The organism is Andreesenia angusta (assembly GCF_001855385.1).
Taxonomy (GTDB): Bacteria; Bacillota; Clostridia; order Tissierellales; family Gottschalkiaceae; genus Andreesenia; species Andreesenia angusta.
The window spans coordinates 1-16,524 of record NZ_MKIE01000007.1 but is presented as its reverse complement, the minus strand read 5'-3'; the positions used below and the strand labels follow the sequence as shown (position 1 = coordinate 16,524).

The window sequence follows — 16,524 nt, the reverse complement described above, 5'->3', positions numbered from 1 at the left end:
CTTATCAGGAGGGAAAAAGATGAGTAAAAACAGTTTTTTAAAGGGAGCGGCCATACTTGGAATAGCTGGCATGATAACCAAGGTACTAGGGGCTTTCTACAGAATACCGCTCTCGAATTTAATGGGGACAGAAGGGCTAGGATACTATCAGACGGCATATCCGCTCTACACGTTGCTGCTTGCCATATCCACATCTGGATTTCCTACGGCGATATCCAAGCTTATATCTGAGAAACGAGCAGTAGAGGACTACTACGGCGCAAGCAGGATATTCAAGATATCCTTTATAGGCTTCTTGATAGCCGGCGTTGTCACATCACTTTTCATAGCGCTGTTTGCAAGGCCTATAGTCAAGCTGGTGGGGAACGAAGGCGGATACTACGCGCTTATGGCGCTGGTGCCTGCTCTATTTCTAGTGCCTATACTTTCCTCGTTCAAGGGATACTTCCAGGGGAAACAGCAGATGCTGCCTATAGCGGTTTCTCAGACAGTAGAGCAGCTCTTCAGGGTTTCAGCTGGACTGCCACTGGCATATATACTGCTGAAGCAAGGACTGCCTCAGGCGGCAGGTGGAGCTTCTTTTGGAGGAACTATAGGAGCGCTTGCTGGTATGGCTGTCATAATGTTCGCATATGCAAGGGAACGAAGAGGCAGGAAATCTGAAATAGAAAGCAGCAAGGTCTATGAAAAAGAAGAGGTAAGTGTAATAGCTAAAAACATAATGAAGATAGCTATACCTATCACTATAGGGGCATCGATAGTGCCTGTCATAAACAATGTGGACACATTCCTCATAATGAGAAGGCTTCAGGACATAGGGTATACGGCAAAGCAGGCCTCTGAGATGTTTGGACAGCTTACGGGAAATGCACAGACGCTTATAAACCTTCCTCAGGTCATCTCGACTGCCCTTGCAATGAGTTTGGTTCCGGCTATATCGGAGGCGATGGCGAGAGGGAAAGAAGATGAGATGCGAAAGGCGACCAAGTCTGGAATAAGGATGACTCTGCTTTTCGGACTGCCTTCGGCTATAGGAATTTTTGTGCTGGCGACGCCTATAATGCAACTGCTCTACTATGGAAACACGCTAGAGGAACAGCTAGGCTCAGGCGCAGTTCTACAGGTGCTTGCCATAAGCCTTGTGTTTTTGACGCTTATACAGTCTTTGACAGCTATTCTTCAGGGGCTTGGAAAGCCCATGGTGCCAGTCAGAAACCTTGTGATAGGGCTTCTTGTGAAGATAGTGCTGACTTATGTGCTTACAGGCATACCGGCTCTAAACATAAAAGGGGCGGCTGCAAGTACAGTTATAACATATATGGTGGCTGCGGTGCTCAACTATGCAGCTGTTATAAGGCTTACAGGTTCCAATATAGAAGTGAAGAACACTGTGCTTAAGCCGCTTATGGCTTCGATTGTAATGGGCGTTGTAGCCTACGGGGCGTTCTATGCATCCGAGGGGATGCTTGGCAGCAAGCTGGCCACTCTTGTATCTATAGCGGCAGGTGGAGCTTCCTACGTGATTCTGCTTTTGAAATCAGGGGCAGTTGCGGAGTCTGATTTCGACATGTTCCCTAAGGGAGATAAGCTGTTTAAGATGCTTAAAAAATTGAAACTTGTAAAATAAGCTTTGGAGGGGATACTTTGAACAAGATAGTAGTTATAGGACTAGGGCCAGGAGCTGAAGATGCTCTTACGCTTGGAGCGGCTAAAAACTTAAGAGAGAAGAGAAAGACGTATCTAAGGACCGAAAAGCACCCAACAGTCTCATATCTGAAGAGGGAAGAAATAGAATATGAGACTTACGATAAAGTCTATGACAGCAAAGAGGAGTTCGAGGACGTATACAGCTCTATAGTGGAAGACCTTATAGAGCAGTCCGACAAGTACGGAACAATAAACTACTGTGTTCCAGGACACCCTCTTATAGCTGAAAAAACTGTAGAACTGCTGCTAGGTGCAGAGAAAGAGGAGAGAGTAGAGCTTGAAATAGTAGAAGGACTTAGCTTTATCGAGCCGGTAATACTCTCTATGCAGTCTGACCCTGTAGAGGGGCTTAAGATAATAGATGGGCTGGACCTGAAAAATCAAAAAGTAGATATAAGTGTAGACAATCTCGTGACTCAGGTTTATAATCAGACTAAGGCGTCAGAGCTGAAGCTTGAGCTTTCCGAGATTTACGGAGATGAGTACGAAGTCTACATAATAAAGGCGGCCGGTGTTCCGGGAGAAGAGAAGAAGATCAAAGTTCCAGTGTACGAGCTAGACAGGCTAGGCTGGATAGACTATTTGACCAGCATCTATATACCGAAGGTCCAGACAGAGGACAAGCGGGTTTACGACTTCAACGATCTTCTGAAGATAATGGAAACGCTTAGAGGAGAAGACGGATGCCCTTGGGATATAAAGCAGACGAATGAGTCGCTTAAGAAGTACGTTATAGAGGAAGCCTATGAGCTTGTAGAGGCCATAGAGGAAGATGACATAGATGGAATAGTTGAAGAGCTTGGAGATGTGTTGCTTCAGGTTGTTTTTCACAGCCAGATAGGCAGAGAAGAAGGCTACTTCAACATCTGGGATGTGATAAGAGGCATTTCGGAAAAGATGGTCAACAGGCACCCTCATGTATTCGGGGACGGTGTGGCCGAGACAGATTCCGAGGTCAAGCGTGTCTGGGACGACATCAAGGCTTCTGAAAAAGAGCAGGAGAGCCATCAGGAGAGGCTGAGAAGCGTTCCGAAGGTGCTGCCGGCACTTATCAGAAGTGAGAAAGTACAGAAGCGAGCTTCAAAATGCGGATTCGACTGGGACGACAGAGGCGGAGCTGTAGAAAAGCTCAGGGAAGAAGTAGAGGAGCTTATCCAGGAGATAGACTCGAATGGAGAGAATATAGACGGAGAGCTTGGAGATATACTTTTCTCTGTGGTAAACCTCAGCAGATTTCTAGATGTAGACCCAGAAAGAGCGCTATACAAGTCGGTCGACAAGTTCATTGACAGGTTTTCAAAGGTCGAAGATGAAGTTCTGAAATCGGGGAGAAAGATGGAAGATATGGGCTTGGACGAGCTGGATGAAATCTGGGAAGAAGTCAAATCAGGAGAATAAAATGTTCAATTTAAGCCAAATAAGTGAGAGATTTTCTTGACTTAAGGCTTGATAAAGAATAAACTGATTATGTACCGGGATTTCAAAATAAAATAATATATTGTCTGAAGGCAAGTGTTTTGAGTGTCTTTGGATGAAATATAAAGTTAATTAGAGAATAGGGAGGTTTTATTGTGAATAAAGCTGAATTAGTTGCTAGCATAGCAGAAAAGAGTGAATTGACAAAGAAGGATGCAGAAAATGCGCTAAACGCATTCATGCAGACAGTGGAGGAAGCCCTTATAGAAGGAGACAAAATCCAACTAGTAGGATTCGGAACTTTCGAAGTTAGAGAGAGAAAAGCTAGAGAGGGAAGAAACCCAAGAGATCCTGAGCAAGTAATACAAATACCAGCTTCAAAGGCACCTGTTTTCAAAGCAGGAAAGTCTCTAAAGGAAGCAGTTAATAAGTAGTATGTTTGAGACCAGGTCTAGTGGCCTGGTTTTTTATTATATCTTGAGCATGAGGAGTGATATTTATGAGAATAGATAAGTTTCTTAAAAACGCCAGAATTATAAAGAGAAGAACGGTGGCGAAAGAAGCGTGTGATCAGGGGAGAGTGCTTGTAAACGACAGAGCGGCCAAGCCTGGGACAGAGGTTGGGGTTGGAGACAGGGTAAAGATAACTTTTGGAAACAACGAGATGAACATAGAGGTGCTTGAGATACTAGAGCATGTTCCGAAGGACAAGGCTGAAAGCCTATATAAAAATATATAGAACGTTGAATGAAACGGCAAAAAGAGGGTATACTGTTTTCTATAAGTCAAAAATCAGGGGGAGATAGTTTGAAAAGGCTCGATTGGAAGAAGATAAGGAAAATTGCACTCGCTTGTTTCAGTATCTATGTAGCTTTTTCACTGGTACAGCAGGAGTTCGCAATAAAAGAACTTGAAAAAAGCAGAGTAGAAAAGCAAGAGCAGCTTAAGCACTTGGAGGCTGAGTCGAAAGAGATAGAGGAAAAGATAGAGAACAAAGAAGATATACAGTATATAGAGGAAATAGCCAGAGACGAGTTGAACATGGTGAGGCCTAATGAAATAATATACGAAGACGCAAATGCTTCAAGCGTCGATAATAGGCCAGACAAAGAATAGAGCGCTTTTGGATTGACATAATTATAGTAATAATATATACTTAAGAAAGTTGTTAATTGAGATAATTTAAAGGAGGAGTATTTAATTTATGCCCGTTCTAGTAGGTAGTGTAGTTGAAGGTGTTGTAACAGGAATAACTAATTTTGGAGCATTCATTCAGCTGCCGGAAGGAAAAACAGGTTTAGTTCATATCTCTGAGATTTCACATGACTATGTTAGCAAAGTGAGTGATTATCTTAAAAAAGATCAAAAGGTAAAAGTTAAAGTAATATCTATAAATGACGAAGGCAAAGTCAGCTTATCTATAAGACAGGCAGAGCCTAAGAAGTCTACTGTAAAGAAACCAGCTGAAATCGACTGGACTAAGACAGATGATAAAGTCAAGGGATTGTCTTTTGAAGACAAGCTTAACAAGTTCTTGAAAGACAGTGGAGAGAAGCAAGACCAACTTAAGAGAAAAGATTCAAGGAAGGGGCTTTCCCAAAAAAGCCGTAAAGCGTAAATATAACTGGGGTTGACCCAGTTTTTTTAATTTGCAAATCCAGTTGAGCAGAGGGATAGATATGTTGATTAAAGCCGTAATGGACAATATAGAAAGCCACAGGCTTTTTGAAGAAGGCGAGAATGTACTTATAGGGGTTTCGGGGGGGCATGACTCTATTGTGTTGCTCCATGTACTTAAAGAGATTGCAAAATACAAAAAATACAAGCTTCACATTGCCCATGTAAACCATGGAGTGAGAGGGGAAGAAGCTGATGGAGACGAAGAGTATGTAAGAAAGCTAGCTGAAGTTTACGGACTCCCCTTCTATGTGAAAAAGGCTGATATGAACCGCTACGCTAAAGAGAGGAATCTGTCGTCTGAAGAGGCTGGAAGAGAGATAAGGTACTCTTTCTTCAGAGAGATACTCAAAACCGAACTCAAGACAGGGAAGATAGCTGTGGCACACAATAAGAACGATCAGGCCGAAACTGTCATAATGAGAGTTATGAGGGGGACGGGAATAGACGGACTCAAAGGCATGGACTTTGTAAACGGTGACGTGGTCAGACCGCTGCTTGACGTGACGAGATCTGAAATAGAGAAATACTGTGAAGATCATGGTCTAGAGCCCAGAGTTGACAGGACAAACTTCGAAAATATATACTCCAGAAACAAGGTAAGGCTAGAGCTTATTCCGTACATTGAAGACAACTTCAACTCCAAAATCACAGACGCTCTCTGTCGAATGTCGGAGTTGGCCAGAAGAGACTCCGACTTTCTGCATAAGCTGGCAGAACGAGAGTACGGAATTACTTTAGTACGTGAAAAAAATGACGCAGTCACTCTCGACAACGACAAGTTTAAAGCGCTTGACCCTGCGATAAGATACAGGGTGGCGAGGATAGCTGTGCTCAAGCTTACAGGGGACATAGAGGGGCTAGAGGAAAAACACCTCAGGATTTTGACAGAGTTTTCAGATATGTCAAAGACGGGGAAGAGCATAGACCTGCTTAAGGGCATAAAGGCGAAGATGACTTACGGGGAATTATCTATAGAAAAAAGTGAAAAAAGATCTGTAATAAGATATAATTATAAGGTAGAAGTCGGTGAAAGTTTGAAGCTTAAAGAGCTAGGTGCTACTCTCAAATCTGAAGTCGTAGAGATAGGCTCGTTTGAGGGAGAGGCGAAAGAGACTTGCAGCTCTTGTTTTGACTATGACCAAATCTCAGGAGACATTTTCATAAGAAATAGATTGCCTGGTGACAAAGTGAAATTTTTGGGTATGAATGGTAGGAAGAAGCTCAAAGACTATTTCATAGACGAGAAAGTTCCACAGGATGACAGGGAGTTGACTCCGCTGATTGAGATCGACGGAGAAATAGCTTGGATAGTGGGATATAGATCCACTGAAAAAGCAAGAGTCACAGCGAATACCAAGAGAGTTTTGGTGCTGGAATATCTGAAAAGCTAAGAAGTTAAATCAAAAGGGAGGATTAAAGATGAAGAACGATATAAAGACTACACTTGTAACGAAAGAAGAGCTAGAGCAGAGAGTGAAAGCGATTGGAGCGCAGATAACTGAGGACTATAGAGGAAAAGAGCTTGTGCTTGTAGGAGTGCTTAAAGGTGCGTTTATGTTTTTAGGAGACCTGGCTAGAAGCATAGAAATACCTCTTGAAGTGGACTTTATGGCAGTTTCAAGCTACGGACATTCAACTGTATCTTCAGGAGTAGTAAAGATACTTAAGGACTTAGACCTTGAAATAGAGGGAAAAGACATACTCATAGTGGAAGACATAATAGACACAGGACTTACTCTTAGCTATCTTGTAAACAACCTAAAGTCAAGAGGGGCTAGCAGTGTAAAGATATGTACACTTCTAGACAAGCCTGAGAGAAGAAAAGTACAGGTAGAGATAAAATACAAGGGATTTGACATTCCAGACGAGTTCGTGGTTGGCTACGGGATAGACTATGCTGAAAAATATAGAAACTACCCTGAAGTTGCGGTGCTCAAGGAAGAGACTTACAACAAATAAAACATAAGATTCAAAAGAAAATCGCTTTAAAGAGGGGAGGACTATAGTTGAAGAAATTTTTTAGAGGAATTAGCGCCTACCTGGTTATATTTTTGGCTCTGCTGATTTTGGTCACACTTTTTAGCAAAGACTTTGAAGAGCCAAAGCAGATAGGATACGTACAGCTAGTAAATCAAATAGAACAAGACAATTTAAAGACCATAACTTTAGTTAAAGACGGAACGGCAAAGGGTGAACTGAAAGATGGAAATACATTTTCCATGATGCTCCCTGTCAGTCCTGACATCTTCTATCAAGAGTATCTAAAGACTCTTGTTCAAGAAGAGAAGATAGAGCTTGTAGGTGAGGCTGAGCCTGAGACCTCTTGGTTTATAACTATGCTGCCTACCATATTTATCGTATTGGTATTTGTGGTATTCTGGTTTGTATTTATGCAGCAGTCTCAAGGTGGCGGAAGTAAAGTGATGTCTTTCGGAAAGAGCAAGGCCAAGATGTTGAAAGAAAACGAAAGCAAAGTCACTTTTGCTGACGTAGCAGGACTTGACGAAGAGAAAGAAGAACTTAAAGAGATAGTGGATTTTTTGAAAAACCCTAAAAAATACAATGACCTAGGAGCCAGAATCCCTAAAGGAGTACTCATGGTGGGTCCTCCTGGAACAGGTAAGACCTATATCACAAAGGCAGTTGCTGGAGAGGCAGGAGTTCCGTTTTTCAGCATAAGTGGTTCAGACTTTGTGGAGATGTTCGTAGGGGTTGGAGCTTCGCGTGTAAGGGACTTGTTTGAGCAGGCCAAGAAAAACTCTCCTTGTATAGTGTTTATAGACGAGATAGACGCTGTAGGTAGAAGAAGAGGTGCAGGACTTGGCGGAGGGCACGACGAAAGAGAGCAGACTCTAAACCAGCTTCTAGTTGAGATGGATGGGTTTGGAGAAAACGAAGGTATAATAATGATAGCCGCCACAAACAGGCCGGACATATTAGACCCTGCACTTTTAAGACCTGGAAGGTTCGACAGACAGGTATATGTAGGAGCTCCAGATATAAGAGGAAGAGAAGAGATACTTAAGATTCATACAAAGAAAAAGCCACTAGACAGAGATGTTGACCTTAAAGTGGTGGCCAGAAGGACTCCAGGATTTACCCCTGCTGATTTGGAAAATCTAGTAAATGAAGCGGCACTGCTTTCTGCTAGAGAAAACCTGAAGACTATACCTATGAGGCTTATAGAAGAGGCTTCGACTAAGGTAATAGCAGGGCCAGAGAAGAAGAGCAGAGTTGTAAGTGAAAAAGAGAGAAAACTGACTGCATATCATGAGGCTGGACACGCCCTTCTCTCTAGACTTATTCCTGAAGCCGATCCTGTCCACATGGTAACTATAATACCTAGGGGAAGGGCTGGAGGGTTCACTATGAATCTTCCTACAGAGGAAAGGTACTACAGCATAAAGTCTGAGATGGAGAATGAAATAGTTATTCTGCTTGGAGGAAGGCTTGCTGAAAAGCTGGTGCTTGGAGATATAAGCACAGGCGCACAAAACGACCTGAGCAGGGTTACGAAGATTGCAAGAAATATGGTTACAAGCTATGGTATGAGCGACAACCTAGGCTCTATGACTTACGGATCTGACGACCAGGAAGTCTTTATAGGCAAAGACCTAGCTAGAGCGAGAGACTACAGCGAGGACATAGCTGCCGCAATAGACAAAGAGATGAGGACTATAGTGGACGAAGCTTACGAAAGAGCAGAAAAGCTTTTGAGTGAAAACCTAGACAAGCTTCATGAAATAGCGAAGGCTCTTCTAGAGCGAGAAACACTGAATGCCAAGGAATTTGAGATGGTGTTCACTGGCGAAGAGCTTCCTCCGATGGAAGACTACAAAGAGGAAGTCAAAGAAGAAGTAGAAGAAATAGAAGAAGTTAAAGAAGATATAAATGAAGAGATATCCTTTGAAGAGACAGCTAAGCTGAATATAGATCGGGAAGATCTAGATACAGACAGAGATAAACAATAGAGTTAAGCACAAAAGTATCCCAGGTTTTAGGGGTACTTTTGTGCTTTATACAGGGAGTGGTGGATTTGAAATCTGAAATACTGAGATTTTTAAAAAATGCTGAAGGGGAATTTGTATCGGGACAAGAACTCAGCGAAAGCCTGGGAGTGTCTAGGACTTCGATCTGGAAGCATATAAACCAGCTTAAGGAAGAAGGCTATGAAATAGAGTCCATATCCAGAAAGGGATACAAGCTAAAGTCTGCGCCTGACAAGCTAGATAGAGAGGAGATAGGGCCTCTCTTGAGCACTGAGTTTATAGGCCGAGAGATAGTTTACTTAGATACAGTGGACTCCACAAATGAAGAAATCAAAAGAAGAGCAGATAGAAGTAGAGAGGGGCTTGTAGTCATATCTGAGGAGCAGAGTGTCGGAAAAGGGAGGCTCGGGAGAAACTGGACTTCTAGAAAAGGAGCTGGCATATACATGAGTATACTGCTAAAGCCTGATATATATCCCCAAGACGCCCCTAAGATAACTCAGGTAGCCGCTGCTGCTGTGGTGAAAGGTCTTAAAGAGTCAGGTGTGGATGCGAAGATAAAGTGGCCAAACGACATAATCCTCAAAGAGAAAAAAGTTGCAGGCATACTTACAGAGATGACTGGGGAGCTTATGAGAGTGGAGTATATAACACTGGGGATTGGGATAAATGTAAATAACGGCATAGAGGATTTTCCGGAGGAAATAGCGAACAAGGCTAGCTCTCTGAAATTAGAGGAGAAAAAAGAGTTTGAAAGAAAGAAGATAGCTTCAGCAGTGCTCAACAACTTTGAAAAACTCTACAGTGACTTTTTAGAGCGGGGAAGCATATCGGTCTCTATAGAGATATGCAAGGCCAACTCCATTCTACTTGGGAAAGAAGTCAGGGTCATATCCAGAAAGAGTGAGATGCTGAGAAAAGCTGTGGATATAAACGAAGACGGAGAACTTGTGGTTGAAGACGGAGATGGAAATCGGGAGTCTGTGTTTTCAGGAGAGGTATCTATAAGGGGAATTCATGGCTACGTTTAGAAGTGTGGTTGTATAGAACAAATAAAGCTGATAAAATGTATAGGAAAAATAAAAGAGAAGGTGAAATATTTGATACTGGTTATAGACGTGGGAAATACCAATATAGTTTTGGGAATATACTCTAAGGAAGTGCTGATAAAGAGCTGGAGGATATCCACAGACAAGAACAAGACATACGACGAATACGGTATTCTGGTAAGTCAGTTTTTTGAATACGAGGGCATAGACAAGAGGTCTATAAAGTCAGTCATAATATCTTCGGTAGTACCTACCATAATGCACGCTTTAGAGAAGATGAGCAAAAACTACTTTGGCAGAGAGCCTATAGTTGTAGGGCCAGGGATCAAGACTGGACTGAATATAAAGTACGAAAACCCTAAAGAAGTTGGAGCGGACAGGATAGTAAATGCCATAGCTGGATATGAGAAGTACGGGGGGGCCCTTATAATAGTAGACTTCGGCACTGCCACGACATTCTGTGCAATTTCGGAGCAGGGGGAGTATCTAGGAGGAGCTATATCTCCGGGGATAAATATATCTACAGAGGCTCTGTTCAACAAAGCTTCAAAACTGCCCAAAGTAGAGCTTGTAAAGCCTAAGACTGTCATAAACAGGAATACAGTCTCCAGCATGCAGTCGGGCATAATATACGGGTACGCCGGGATGGTGGACGCCATTGTGGATGGAATGAAGAGAGAGATGGACTCTGAAGTGGTGGAAGTTGTGGCTACAGGGGGGCTTTCTAAGTTAATAGCTTCAGAGTCTAGGACCATAACGAAAGTGGACGGCCAGCTTACACTAGAGGGCCTTAGGATTATATATGAGAGAAACAAATAGAGGAGAGTGTCTGAGAGAATATGAAGATAGCGAATTTAGAGCTTGAAAACAATATCTTTCTAGCCCCCATGGCGGGCGTTACAGATCGAAGCTTCAGGGTCATATGCAAGCAAATGGGTGTAGGGCTTCTCTTTACGGAGATGGTCAGCATAAACGGTCTTTACTATGACGACGATAAGACGGAAGAGCTTATGACTATAGACAGAGATGAGAGGCCTACAGCGCTTCAGATCTTTGGAGCGGACCCAGTGGTCTTTAAAAAAGTTATAGAGGAAAAACTGAATAGAAATGACAGCTTTGAGATACTGGACATAAACATGGGATGCCCTGCACCCAAGATAGTGAAGAACGGCTACGGCAGCGCCCTTATGAAAGATTTAAAGCGGGTTTCAGAAATCGTAAAAACAGCTGTGAGGGCCTCAGACAAGCCTGTAACTATAAAGATAAGAAAAGGCTGGGACGATGAGAGCATAAATGCAGTTGAAGTGGCGAAGGCCATAGAAGCAGAGGGGGCATCGGCCTTAACAATACATGGAAGGACCAGAGAGGAGTTTTACTCTGGAGTTGCTGACTGGGATATAATAAGAGAGGTAAAGCAAAGTGTCTCTATTCCTGTAATCGGAAACGGAGATATATTCAAGCCTGAGGACATCAGCAAGATGATTGAATACACAGGCTGCGACGGAGTTATGATAGGCAGAGGTGCTAGAGGCAACCCTTGGATATTTAAGATGGGGAATGAGCTTCTAGCGAGTGGCAACTACAGAGAGCCTTTGCCGGATGAGAAAATAGACATGTCGGTAAAGCATTTTGAGCTTCTGATAGAGAACAAAGGAGAGGTTCTGGCTACAAGAGAGATAAGAAAGCATGTAGCATGGTATCTCAAGGGGCTGAGGGGATCGGCTGAAATAAAGGACAAAATAAACAAGACAAGGTCAAAAGAAGATATATACGATATTCTGTGCAACTACAGAAATCAGCTCAACTTGACAATGTAGAGCTACTAAACTATAATATTCTTCATCTGAGCCCCGCAAAAGGGAAACAGCGAGTATATATTTACAGAGAGATTTCGCAGATTCAATAGAATAAAATAAAAATTAGAGGTGGATGTAAATGGCGGAAAAAGAGACGCTCTTAACCAGTGAAGGGCTAAAGAAGATAGAAGCTGAGCTAGAAGAACTGAAAACGGTCAGAAGAAGAGAAGTTGCAGAGAGAATAAAGCAAGCATTGGACTTCGGAGACATAAGTGAAAACTCGGAGTACGATGAAGCCAAGAACGAACAAGCTTGGCTTGAAGAGAGGATACTGAAGCTGGAGTCGTTGCTTAGGAACGCTACAGTCATTGACGACGACGACATATCTTCAGATATAGTGAGTGTAGGATCGAAAGTAGAGATAAAGGACTTAGACTACGATGAAGTTATAGCATATGCAATAGTTGGATCGGCTGAGGCAGATCCTTGCGAAGGAAAGATATCAAACGAATCTCCAGTCGGAACTGCTCTCTTGGGGAAAAAAGTAGGAGATATAGTTCCAGTGCAAGTTCCAGATGGAATAGCGAAGTACGAAGTTCTTTCTATAAATAAATAGCACAGGGAGGCGAGTGGATGTCTGTAGAAGAAAACAATTTAAATGAAATGCTCCTGCTCAGAAGGCAGAAGCTAGAAGATCTCAAGCAAATGGGGAAAGACCCATTCAAGGAAGAGACATACGATGTATCAAATAAAAGCGACGAAATAGCCGATAACTACGAGCAGTTCGAAGGCAAAGAGGTTTCGCTTGCTGGAAGAATAATGTCCAAGAGAGGGCATGGAAAGGCAAGTTTTGCCGATATACAGGACAGCAAAGGCAGAATTCAGCTATTTGTAAAAGTGGACAATGTAGGCGAAGAGGACTATGAACACTTCAAAACCTACGACATAGGGGATATCGTAGGTGTAGTTGGAGAAGTATTCAAGACAAAGATGGGCGAAGTGTCTATAAAGGTAAGCGAAATAAAGCTGCTTTCCAAGTCGCTTCAGATACTGCCTGAAAAATTCCACGGACTCAAGGACCAGGACCTTAGATACCGTCAAAGACATGTGGATCTCATAATGAACCCTGAAGTCAAAGAGAGCTTTATATTGAGATCTAAGATAATAAAGGCCATAAGAGAGTTTTTAGACGACAGAGACTTTCTTGAGGTTGAGACACCTATACTGAGCACACTTGCTGGAGGAGCGACTGCTAGACCTTTCGTGACTCACCACAATACACTTGACCTTGACATGTACCTTAGAATAGCGAACGAGCTTTACTTGAAGAGGCTTATCGTAGGTGGATTTGACAAGGTATATGAAATGGGCAGGATGTTTAGAAATGAGGGAATGTCCATAAAGCACAATCCAGAGTACACGGCAATAGAGCTTTACCAAGCTTATGCTGACTACAACGATATGATGGATATAACTGAGAAGCTAGTTGCATACGTTGCTGAAAAAGTGTTAGGGACTACTAAGATAAACTACCAGGGCAAGGACATAGATCTGACTCCACCTTGGAGAAGGCTGTCTATGGAAGACGCTGTTAGGGAATACGCAGGAGTCGACTTCAGCCAGATAGAGACTGACGAAGAGGCCAAAGCTGTTGCCAAAGAGAAGGGAATAGAAGTGACAGATGGCATGACTAGAGGTCATATAATAAACGAGCTGTTTGAAGAGTTTGGAGAGGCGCATTTAGACCAGCCTACTTTCATACTTCATCACCCTGTAGAGGTTTCGCCGCTTGCAAAGAGAAATGCAGACGACCCTAGAATAACAAATAGATTCGAAGCTTTCGTAAACTGCTGGGAGATAGCCAATGCTTTCTCTGAGCTTAACGATCCAATAGATCAAAAGGGAAGGTTCGAAAAGCAGATAGAAGAGAGAGAGTCTGGAAACGATGAAGCCCATATGATGGACAAGGACTTTATAAGGGCTCTAGAGGTAGGTCTTCCGCCTACAGGTGGTCTTGGAATAGGAATCGACAGGCTTATAATGATACTTACGAATCAGCCGTCTATAAGGGACGTAATACTGTTCCCTACTATGAAGCCTATAGGTGAGAACAAGCTAGAGGAAAGCGAGACAGAAGAATAGAAAAGAGAATTAAAATACAAGGGAGACCTAGCTGTCTCCCTTGTATTTCTGTTTAAAGGGGAGAGATTTAATTTGAATGTTAGAGTACTACATATGATATCGCAGTATCCAGAGAGAACAGGAAGTGGTGTGTATTTCAGGTCTGTGATAAAAGAATTGTCTAAACTAAACTATATTCAAAGTGCACTCTATGCTGTGAACTCAGGAGACAAGTTCGACCTAGGTGGCATAGGAGTTGAAAGAGAGTATGTGCTAGAGTTCGGGACAGATGAAATTCCATTCAACATTCCTGGCATGAGTGATACTATGCCATATAAAAGCGTGAAGTACTGTGATATGACAGAGGATATGATGGAAGTTTGGAAGCAGAGTTTCAAAGAAAAAATCCTGGAATCAGTAGAGGATTACAAACCAGATGTAGTGGTGACGCATCACCTTTGGGCCATGACTGGTTTAGTGGCAGAGCTGATTAAAGACATACCTGTAATTGCATTTTGCCATGGGACAGATATAAGGCAGCTTAAGAAGGGTTGCAAGTACAGGGATTACATAGTGAAAAATTGTAGAAAACTTGACTGGGTTTATGCTCTCAGCAGTGAACAAAAGCAGGATATATCAGAGCTGTATGGAATAGATAGAGAAAAAATTGAAGTGATAGGAGGAGGGTTCGACTCTGAAAAATTTCACCTCGCAAATCTTGAGAGCACACTTAAAAAAGACAGGGTAAAGGCTGTATACGTTGGTAAGCTCAGCTACTCAAAAGGGGTAAGCTCTCTTTTGAAAGCCTACGAAAAGCTAGAGGATGATTTGGAGCTTATTCTAGTCGGAAATGCAGAAGGCGAGGAAGGCGAAAGGGTCATGGCAGAGATAAGAAAGTGTGAAAAAAAACTGACACTCAAGGGGCAGGTGTCTCAAGATGAACTGGCTGACCTGTTCAGAGACTCCGATTTATTTGTGCTTCCATCATTCTATGAAGGTCTGTCTCTAGTTACTGTAGAGGCATTGGCTTCAGGGCTTAGAGTGGTAGTAAGCAGGTTAAATGGAATACATGAGTACCTGGGAGAAGCTTTAAACGACAGTGGACTTATAGAGTACGTACAGCTTCCTAAACTCAAGAACGTAGATGAACCTGTAGAAGATGGGCTTGAAGAGTTTGAGGAAGGTATTAGGATGGCGATTGAAAGGCAAATTTCTAGGCTAGACAGGATTAAGGATAGAGAGAAATTTACAGAACTGTACCCGCTTATACTGGAAAAAGCTTGGAATGGCATAGCAAGAAAATTGGATAAAAAAATGAAAAGTCTTGAATTTAGACAATAAAGATGGGTATATAGGTAAAAGAAAAATAAATCGAGGGGGTATAACTATGTTTAAATTAGTTAAAAAAATGCAGGAGAAAAAGAGAAAAGAGGAAAACAAGAAAAAGGCCAAGAATGTAGCCACTGGAACTGCGATAGGAACAGCTATAGGAGCGGCGATAGGTCTTCTGTTCTCGCCAAAATCGGGCAAGGAAAACAGGGAAGAGATAGCCAAGAAAGCTAAAGATACTTCTGAAACTGTGAAAAAAGGAGTTAAGGAGTCTGTAGAAAAAGCCAAAGAAGTTGCTGACAAAGCTAAAGAGACTATAGAGCAAAAGAAAGAGGAACTGAAGGAAAAGAAAAATGAATTGAAAGAGGACTTAAAAGAGAAAAAAGAAGAGATAGCTGAAGAGGTAGAGGAGATAAAGAGTGACGCCAAGGAAAAAGCAGAAGAAGGGCTTGAAGAAGCTGAAAAGAAGCTAGAAGAGGTAGATCAAAAGGACTCTAAAAACCAAAACAAGAAGATGGGTAACAAGTAGAGATGGATGGAACTATAAAAATAAGTGAACTTTTAAAGTTTATACTTTACTTGCTTGGGATAGGCGTAGGCGTCTATCTTGTATTGCTATTCAAGAACTTGGCGAAAATCACAAAAGATATTAGCGCTGTCTTATCTGAAAATAAGGATTCTATAGACAAGACTATATCGGATATTCCACTGATTACAGCTAATGTAAACGAGATAACATCCGACTTTAAGGAGACTTTAGAGGAGATAAGTCCAGATATATCTGGGATAACCAGAAATGTGAACTATATAACTGAAGACGCCAGTGACATAACTTCAAGTGTAAATAAGATAACCAAGACAGTCAGCAAAGGAGCAGAAGATGTCGGCGAAGCTGTTGGGGTTTTAAAGGACACTGTGGAGGAAACAGCGACTTCTGTTAAAGGAAGCATAGACAATATATCTAAGTACATTGAGATAGGGTCAGAGATATTTAAGACGATAAAAGAGTATATAGGCAAGAAAAAGTAGAAAAAAGCACACCTGGAGTCTTTGTGAGAAGGCTTGAATAAAGAGAGGGTGTGCTTTTTTAATTTTATATAAATATAATTTCAAAAAGCCATTGACGGATAGTTTTGATTATGGTAAAGTATATAAAGTAGTCAGCGAGGAACAAACGCCGGCTGCGATGAACTTTGAAAGTTGAACAGTAAAAAGCAAGTTAATTCCTTAAGATCGCCCGCAAGGGAGATCAAATTAACGGATGATCAGACATCCAAAAAAACTGAAAAAACAGTCAGCAAGACTGACCAAGATAAACTTTTTAAATGAGAGTTTGATCCTGGCTCAGGATGAACGCTGGCGGCGTGCTTAACACATGCAAGTCGAGCGAGAGAACTCGAAGGAAAACTTCGGTCGGAATTCGAATGATCTAGCGGC

17 protein-coding genes and 1 rRNA gene are annotated in these 16,524 nt (G+C 42.2%); all 18 read left to right on the top strand.

The annotated features are described in order from the left end of the window. Positions 1–19: 19 nt before the first annotated feature. Entirely contained in the window at positions 20–1,627 is a 1,608-nt protein-coding gene (locus EUAN_RS08655) for a putative polysaccharide biosynthesis protein (RefSeq protein ID WP_071063741.1), read from the top strand. 17 nt (positions 1,628–1,644) lie between these two features. Then, on the top strand, positions 1,645–3,105 hold the full coding sequence (gene yabN, locus EUAN_RS08650) for a bifunctional methyltransferase/pyrophosphohydrolase YabN (protein WP_071063739.1): 1,461 nt from the start codon (positions 1,645–1,647) through the stop codon (positions 3,103–3,105). 173 nt (positions 3,106–3,278) lie between these two features. Next, entirely contained in the window at positions 3,279–3,557 is a 279-nt protein-coding gene (locus EUAN_RS08645) for an HU family DNA-binding protein (protein ID WP_071063737.1), read from the top strand. Positions 3,558–3,622: 65 nt separating this feature from the next. After that, complete coding sequence (locus EUAN_RS08640; protein ID WP_071063735.1) at positions 3,623–3,862, top strand: RNA-binding S4 domain-containing protein; 240 nt, start codon at positions 3,623–3,625, stop codon at positions 3,860–3,862. A gap of 68 nt (positions 3,863–3,930) precedes the next feature. Beyond that, on the top strand, positions 3,931–4,239 hold the full coding sequence (locus EUAN_RS08635) for an FtsB family cell division protein (protein WP_071063733.1): 309 nt from the start codon (positions 3,931–3,933) through the stop codon (positions 4,237–4,239). 88 nt (positions 4,240–4,327) lie between these two features. Beyond that, positions 4,328–4,741: a S1 RNA-binding domain-containing protein gene (locus tag EUAN_RS08630; protein WP_071063731.1), complete on the top strand. Its 414-nt coding sequence runs from the start codon at positions 4,328–4,330 to the stop codon at positions 4,739–4,741. 61 nt (positions 4,742–4,802) lie between these two features. Further along, on the top strand, positions 4,803–6,194 hold the full coding sequence (tilS, locus tag EUAN_RS08625; RefSeq protein WP_245674474.1) for a tRNA lysidine(34) synthetase TilS: 1,392 nt from the start codon (positions 4,803–4,805) through the stop codon (positions 6,192–6,194). Positions 6,195–6,222: 28 nt separating this feature from the next. Beyond that, the gene (hpt, locus tag EUAN_RS08620; protein ID WP_071063729.1) at positions 6,223–6,762 is read left to right on the top strand and encodes a hypoxanthine phosphoribosyltransferase; all 540 of its coding nucleotides are present in this window, start codon (positions 6,223–6,225) and stop codon (positions 6,760–6,762) included. 47 nt (positions 6,763–6,809) lie between these two features. After that, positions 6,810–8,774, top strand: a complete 1,965-nt coding sequence (gene ftsH, locus EUAN_RS08615) for an ATP-dependent zinc metalloprotease FtsH (protein WP_071063727.1) — start codon at positions 6,810–6,812, stop codon at positions 8,772–8,774. Between the two features lie 65 nt (positions 8,775–8,839). Then, the gene (locus EUAN_RS08610; protein ID WP_071063725.1) at positions 8,840–9,823 is read left to right on the top strand and encodes a biotin--[acetyl-CoA-carboxylase] ligase; all 984 of its coding nucleotides are present in this window, start codon (positions 8,840–8,842) and stop codon (positions 9,821–9,823) included. 60 nt (positions 9,824–9,883) lie between these two features. After that, a complete protein-coding gene (locus EUAN_RS08605) occupies positions 9,884–10,660 on the top strand; it encodes a type III pantothenate kinase (protein WP_425388418.1) in 777 nt (258 codons plus the stop codon). A gap of 20 nt (positions 10,661–10,680) precedes the next feature. After that, positions 10,681–11,658 carry a tRNA dihydrouridine synthase DusB gene (gene dusB / locus EUAN_RS08600; protein WP_071063720.1) on the top strand — a complete coding sequence of 326 codons (978 nt, stop codon included), beginning with the start codon at positions 10,681–10,683 and terminating at the stop codon, positions 11,656–11,658. A 118-nt stretch (positions 11,659–11,776) separates the two neighbouring features. Continuing rightward, the gene (greA, locus tag EUAN_RS08595) at positions 11,777–12,253 is read left to right on the top strand and encodes a transcription elongation factor GreA (RefSeq protein WP_071063717.1); all 477 of its coding nucleotides are present in this window, start codon (positions 11,777–11,779) and stop codon (positions 12,251–12,253) included. 17 nt (positions 12,254–12,270) lie between these two features. Next, positions 12,271–13,779 (top strand): lysine--tRNA ligase, encoded by a 1,509-nt coding sequence (gene lysS / locus EUAN_RS08590; RefSeq protein ID WP_071063715.1) that lies wholly within the window; start codon positions 12,271–12,273, stop codon positions 13,777–13,779. 93 nt (positions 13,780–13,872) lie between these two features. Continuing rightward, a complete protein-coding gene (locus EUAN_RS08585) occupies positions 13,873–15,099 on the top strand; it encodes a glycosyltransferase family 4 protein (RefSeq protein ID WP_071063897.1) in 1,227 nt (408 codons plus the stop codon). A 46-nt stretch (positions 15,100–15,145) separates the two neighbouring features. Continuing rightward, positions 15,146–15,616 carry a YtxH domain-containing protein gene (locus tag EUAN_RS08580; RefSeq protein ID WP_071063713.1) on the top strand — a complete coding sequence of 157 codons (471 nt, stop codon included), beginning with the start codon at positions 15,146–15,148 and terminating at the stop codon, positions 15,614–15,616. A 2-nt stretch (positions 15,617–15,618) separates the two neighbouring features. Next, positions 15,619–16,116 carry a hypothetical protein gene (locus EUAN_RS08575; protein WP_071063711.1) on the top strand — a complete coding sequence of 166 codons (498 nt, stop codon included), beginning with the start codon at positions 15,619–15,621 and terminating at the stop codon, positions 16,114–16,116. 292 nt (positions 16,117–16,408) lie between these two features. Then, positions 16,409–16,524, top strand: a 16S ribosomal RNA gene (locus EUAN_RS08570); the annotation flags it as partial.